Genomic DNA, 6,082 nt, shown 5'->3' with positions numbered 1-6,082 from the left:
TGATCAGTAGTCCTGAGACGTAGAACACAATGCCTGCCACAAACATGTCCGCAGACACAAAGCTCATGGTTATCAGAATTAGTGTCGAGGTTAAGAACACGGTATAGCCCACTACGTAGAAAATCTGGGGGGAAAGTCGCCCGTCGCCAGCAACTCCTCCCTTAAACTCAAGACGATGACTGTATTCAAGGGCATGGATAAAAAAACTGAAGCCAGCTAGGGCAATGAGGAACTGGAAGAAATTCTTTCAAAAAACGGACTTGAACCGGTAATCGGGTGTACGCTTGTAATGCTCTCTGTTGGAACCTTTTAAGTTGCATTTTATGTGGATAAAAACTATTTTTTAGCTGTTAAATGCGGGTAAAAAAATGTATTTTTACATTATAGCTACCTAAAGAAAATGAGCGAAATTACTGAAAAGAATGCTGCTGGATATTCAGCAGATAGTATCCAGGTTTTAGAAGGTTTAGAAGCCGTACGTAAAAGACCAGCCATGTACATTGGCGATATCGGCATTAAAGGTTTACATCATTTGGTTTGGGAAGTTGTCGATAACTCCATTGATGAGGCTCTTGCCGGTTACTGTACGGATATTACAGTTGAAATCAATGAAAATAATTCAATCACTGTTACCGATAACGGTCGTGGGATCCCTACGGGTGTTATTGCAAAATATGGTAAATCAGCCCTTGAGGTTGTATTGACTGTATTACACGCCGGTGGTAAGTTTGATAAAGATTCATATAAAGTTTCGGGCGGTCTGCACGGTGTAGGGGTATCTTGTGTGAACGCGCTTTCTACAGACATGAAAGTTACTGTTTACAGTAACGGAAAAGTACACCAGCAGGAATACAAAAAAGGGATTCCTCAATACGATGTAAAAGAAATCGGTACATCAGAAATTCACGGAACGAAAGTTCAGTTCTTGCCGGATGATTCCATTTTTACCAGTTCAGAATATAAATACGAAACCATTGCAAACCGTTTAAGAGAGCTTTCTTTCCTGAATAAAGGCATCCGCATCATTCTTCAGGATCATCGTGAAGTAGATGAAGACGGTAAATCAAAAACTGAAGAATTCTATTCACAGGGTGGGTTAAAGGAATTTGTTGATTATTTAGATTCAACAAGAGAAAAACTTATTCCGACCCCATTATACATGGAAAGCGACAAAGGGCCGATCCCTGTTGAAGTTGCCATGTTGTATAATACTTCTTATTCTGAGAATGTATTTTCTTACGTGAATAACATCAATACGATTGAAGGAGGTACACACGTTGCAGGTTTCAGACGCGCATTAACACGTACCCTGAAGTCATATGCGGATAAGTCCGGTATGCTCGAAAAGCTGAAGATCGAAGTTACCGGAGATGATTTCAGAGAAGGCCTTACAGCTGTTGTTTCTGTTAAAGTTGCGGAACCGCAGTTTGAAGGACAGACAAAAACCAAACTGGGTAACTCTGAAGTAATGGGCGCTGTAGACCAGGTTGTAGGTGAAATGCTAAGCAACTACCTGGAGGAAAACCCGAAGGAGGCCAAAATGATCGTACAGAAAGTTATTCTGGCTGCACAGGCCCGTAACGCCGCGCGTAAGGCGCGTGAGATGGTACAACGTAAAAACGTTTTATCTGGTACAGGTCTTCCTGGCAAGCTGGCTGATTGTTCTGAAAGCGATGCTGAAAAATGTGAATTATACCTGGTGGAAGGGGATTCTGCGGGTGGTTCAGCAAAACAGGGCCGCGACCGTAAGTATCACGCAATTTTGCCATTGCGAGGTAAGATCCTGAACGTTGAAAAAGCACAGGAACACAGAATCTATGAAAACGATGAGATCAAAAATATCATCACCGCCCTGGGTGTTACGTTTGGTACAGAAGAAGGAGAAAAAGTTCTGAATTTGTCTAAGCTTCGTTACCACAAAGTAATCATCATGACCGATGCCGATATTGATGGTTCACATATCCGTACACTGATCCTGACATTTTTCTTCCGTTATATGCGCGCATTGATTGACGGCGGACATGTATACATTGCGCAACCGCCGCTTTACCTGGTAAAGAGGGGTAAGGAAGAGAAATACTGCTGGACAGAAGAACAACGCGAAGCTGCTGTAAAAGAACTTGCCAAAGATGGTAAAGAAGATGCAGTAGGTATTCAGCGATATAAAGGTTTAGGTGAGATGAACCCGGAGCAGTTGTGGTCTACAACTATGGATCCGGAGAAAAGAAGCCTGAAGCAAGTGAGCGTAGAGTCTGCTGCTGAAGCGGATCACCTGTTCTCTATGCTCATGGGCGATGAGGTTGCACCGCGCAGGGATTTCATTGAAAAGAATGCCCGTTATGCTAAAATTGACATTTAAGAATAAATAATATTGTAAAAATAATGTAAAAGGGGTTGAATAAACCCCTTTTTTCGTTTTATTTAGTAGTGTAATTCCTATAGTGAAGTCATGGTTATTAAAGATTCTATAAATGCCAAAGGGGCGCCTGTTTCAACCAATTATATAAGTCGCGATTTAAGTTGGATAAAATTTAATTACCGTGTTTTAGATCAAAGTAAAAATTTCGAACGTAATATTTTTGACCGCTTAAAATTCCTTGCGATCACTTCTTCAAATTTAGATGAGTTTTTCCAGATCCGTGTAGGTAGTTTGTATAACTATCTTGATTACGATAGAGAACGTATTGATTACTCCGGTTTACGTGAAGGAGCTTTTAAAAAAGTATTGTTCCAGGATCTGCAGGAATTTTGTAAAGATCAACTATCTGTTTTTACAAATGAATTGAAGCCAGAGTTTGAGAAAAATGATTTTACGATTGTTTCCCGCGAAGATGAATTATCGGCAGCGGAAAATGATACGGTGAAAACATATTTCAAGAAAACAATTTTTCCGATGCTCACACCGATGACATATGATAACCATCATTCGTTCCCGATTATGATGAATAAATTGCTGGTGTTTGGTGTCGTTACCATCAACCGCAATATTATCGGAGAGCAGAGAAGATTGACGCTGATTCAGCTGCCGACAAATATACCAAGGTTCTTTGAGATCGAACGGGACGATAAAATTCTTTTTATTCCAATCCAGGAAATTGTTCGCTGGAACATTGCAAAACTATTCCGTAATGTTGAAATCCTTTCAGTGAATTTGTTCCGTATCACACGTAACGGAGATTTTTCTGTTGAGGAAAGCGATGATATGGATGAAGCCTTCATTGATGAGATCAAAAAGAAAATCAAAACACGTAAAACCGCACGTGTTGTACGCATTGAGATAGAAGAGAACTATTCGACCTGGATGATGAAGATCCTGCTGGGTCGTTACCATATAGACGAAAGCAATATTTTTGTTACAAATACGCTAATGGATTTTACCTGCCTGTGGCAGATTGTAAATCATCCTGAATTTAAAAATTATCAGCATAAGTTGCCCCCGCCGGTACAGCCGCTGGCGTTGGCAATTCCAACAAGCAATGATGAAGAATCATTGAACTTGTTGAAATACCTGCAGAAGAATGATGTGTTATTGCACCATCCATTCAACGATTTTAAGTATGTATTGGAGTTGCTGGAACAGGCCGCAGAAGATGCTGGTGTATTGGCTATTAAAATTACAATTTACCGTTTAGCGAAAAATTCCCGTATTACGAATGCTTTATTGAAAGCTGCCGAAAACGGGAAACACGTTTCAGTATTATTTGAAGTGACTGCACGTTTCGACGAAGAGAATAATATCAAAGAGGCACAACGCTTACAAAAGGCAGGTTGTTTTGTTATTTATGGTTTCAATAAATACAAAACACACACGAAACTCATGTTGATCGTTCGGAAAAATTCGAACGAATCGATCACACGTTATGTACACATGTCGAGCGGAAACTACAATGAAGATACTGCTCGTTTGTATACCGATATAAGCCTGTTGAGTACGAACGAAGTTTACGCGCAGGATATCAGCGAATTCTTCAACGTAATTACAGGACACTCCGAACCGGGCGATTACCAGAACATTATTACTGCGCCTGGAGACATGCGCCGTAAACTGATCGAACTGATTGACCATGAAGCAGCAAATGCGCGTGCTGGCAAATCGAGTGGTATTGTAATTAAAATTAACTCACTGCAGGATAAAGATGCGATTGATGCCTTGTATGTAGCCTCACAGGCGGGCGTTCCGATTAAATTGATCGTACGGGGCATGTGCTGTCTGAGACCTGGAAAAGAAGGGTTAAGCGAAAATATCAGTGTACGTTCGATTGTAGGTGATCTGCTGGAACATAATCGCTTGTATTATTTTCATAACGAAGGCGATCCTAAAGTATATGGCGGAAGCGCGGATATGATGGTACGAAGCTTTGACAGACGTATTGAATCGTTATTCCTGATTGAAGATAAATTATCCAAGCAAATTGCCCTTGAAATATTGAACCTGAATTTGCTTGATAATACGAATTCGTATTCATTGACATCGGATGATGTATATGTGAAGAACAGGCCGCAGGAAGGCGATGCGATTGTGAATGTACATAAAGATTTCTATCACCTGGATAAGCGCAAGGTTTTAAAAACTAAATTGTTCTAAAATAATAATCAACAATAAATAAAAACGGGATGTAAGTTATTTTTACATCCCGTTTTTGTTTGTGATGAAATGAATGAGATCATTTTTTCTGCATTACCTTAGCACTGATTTTATATCCTTGCACAAGAATTACCGGAATAAAGCTACATAAGATGGATACGATCCAGGCTTCAGCCGGTAAGGATTCCAAACCTAATACAAGCCGGGTGTATGGGATCAGGTAAACCAATACCATGATTCCGGCACAAAGCAGGATTGCAGACCATACAAATTTATTTCGGGAGATATCGTTTATGAATAATCCCGATTCTATAGACGACATATTAAATACGTGCAGCAACTGAGAGAAAGCAAGTGTAATGAATGCCGCATTGTTTGCAATCTTATGATCCGTTTCAATAATATGATCACAATAAATTACAGCTACAATAACCGATATAGATATAAGGAACGCATACAGGCTTATTGTGATCCAGTCTTTTTTTATAAGAATATTTTCGGTTGATTTTCGTGGTTGCTTTTCCATCACTTTTTCATCGCCTTTACCAACACCCAGTGCTAACGCAGGAAAGACATCCGTCACCATATTCAGGAATAAGATCTGTAGTGGTAAGAGGGTTGACATAGGAGTGATAAAGCCAAGAATTGTAACAATACATATTTCACTCAGGTTGCAGGAAAATAAATAAACAATGAACTTTTTAATATTGTCAAATATTTCCCGACCATGTGCTACGGCCTCTGCGATGGATGTGAAAGAATCATCTTTTAATACAATACCAGCCGTTTCTTTAGCAACCTGCGTGCCTCTATATCCCATGGCAATACCAATGTCTGCTTTCTTCAGCGCGGGCGCATCGTTGATGCCGTCGCCGGTCATGGCCACAATGTTTCCTGCCTTTTGAAATGTCTCAACAATTTCCAGTTTCTGCTTCGGTGTTGTACGGGCGAACACAGACGTGCCGAGAATTTTTTCACGCCACTCATCACTAACTGCATTTGCGTCAGGAAGATTTTTGCCGATGATCACGTTCTGTTCGTTCTCATCAACGACACCGGTTCTCTTTGCAATGTTTAAAGCTGTCATGGGATGGTCGCCAGTGATCATGATAATGCGGATACCGGCATTTCTGCAACGCAGGATAGCATCCTTAATATCCATGCGTGGTGGGTCCAGAAAGCCGATCATACCAATATGGATGAGATCGCTTAAGTAATCATCTGGATTTATTTCTGTTCCTTCTTTATAGGCAAAGCCGATTACGCGTAATCCATCCGCAGACATCTTTTCAGATTCTTCAAGAATGTTCTTTTTAATTTCTTCATTCAACTCTTTAATCTCCGTTCCATATTGAATTTTGGTGCAATTGCTCAACAGATGTTCTACGGAACCTTTAGCTGCTGCAAATTTTCCTTCGGGTAAATTGTGTAGCGTACCCATGATCTTTGTTTCAGAGTTAAAAGGAATTTCACTAACACGTTCGAATTGTGTGTGCA

The 6,082-nt window shown here is 40.3% G+C and carries 3 protein-coding genes; 2 read left to right on the top strand and 1 reads right to left on the bottom strand.

Features of this window, described 5'->3' with window-relative positions; all coding sequences use genetic code 11:
• Window positions 1-400 precede the first annotated feature (400 nt).
• Window positions 401-2,359, top strand: a complete 1,959-nt coding sequence (gene gyrB / locus ACTHJT_RS02155; protein ID WP_440236051.1) for a DNA topoisomerase (ATP-hydrolyzing) subunit B — start codon at window positions 401-403, stop codon at window positions 2,357-2,359.
• Window positions 2,360-2,449: 90 nt separating this feature from the next.
• On the top strand, window positions 2,450-4,585 hold the full coding sequence (ppk1, locus tag ACTHJT_RS02150; RefSeq protein WP_440236049.1) for a polyphosphate kinase 1: 2,136 nt from the start codon (window positions 2,450-2,452) through the stop codon (window positions 4,583-4,585).
• 79 nt (window positions 4,586-4,664) lie between these two features.
• On the opposite strand, the gene ACTHJT_RS02145 is transcribed toward ppk1, so the two are convergent.
• Window positions 4,665-6,082 (bottom strand): cation-translocating P-type ATPase (locus ACTHJT_RS02145; protein WP_440236047.1); only part of this gene is annotated, 1,418 nt, incomplete at its 5' end.

The organism is Cytophaga sp. (assembly GCF_051961495.1).
Taxonomy (GTDB): domain Bacteria; phylum Bacteroidota; class Bacteroidia; order Cytophagales; family Cytophagaceae; genus Cytophaga.
This window is presented reverse-complemented; position numbering and strand designations above follow the sequence as displayed.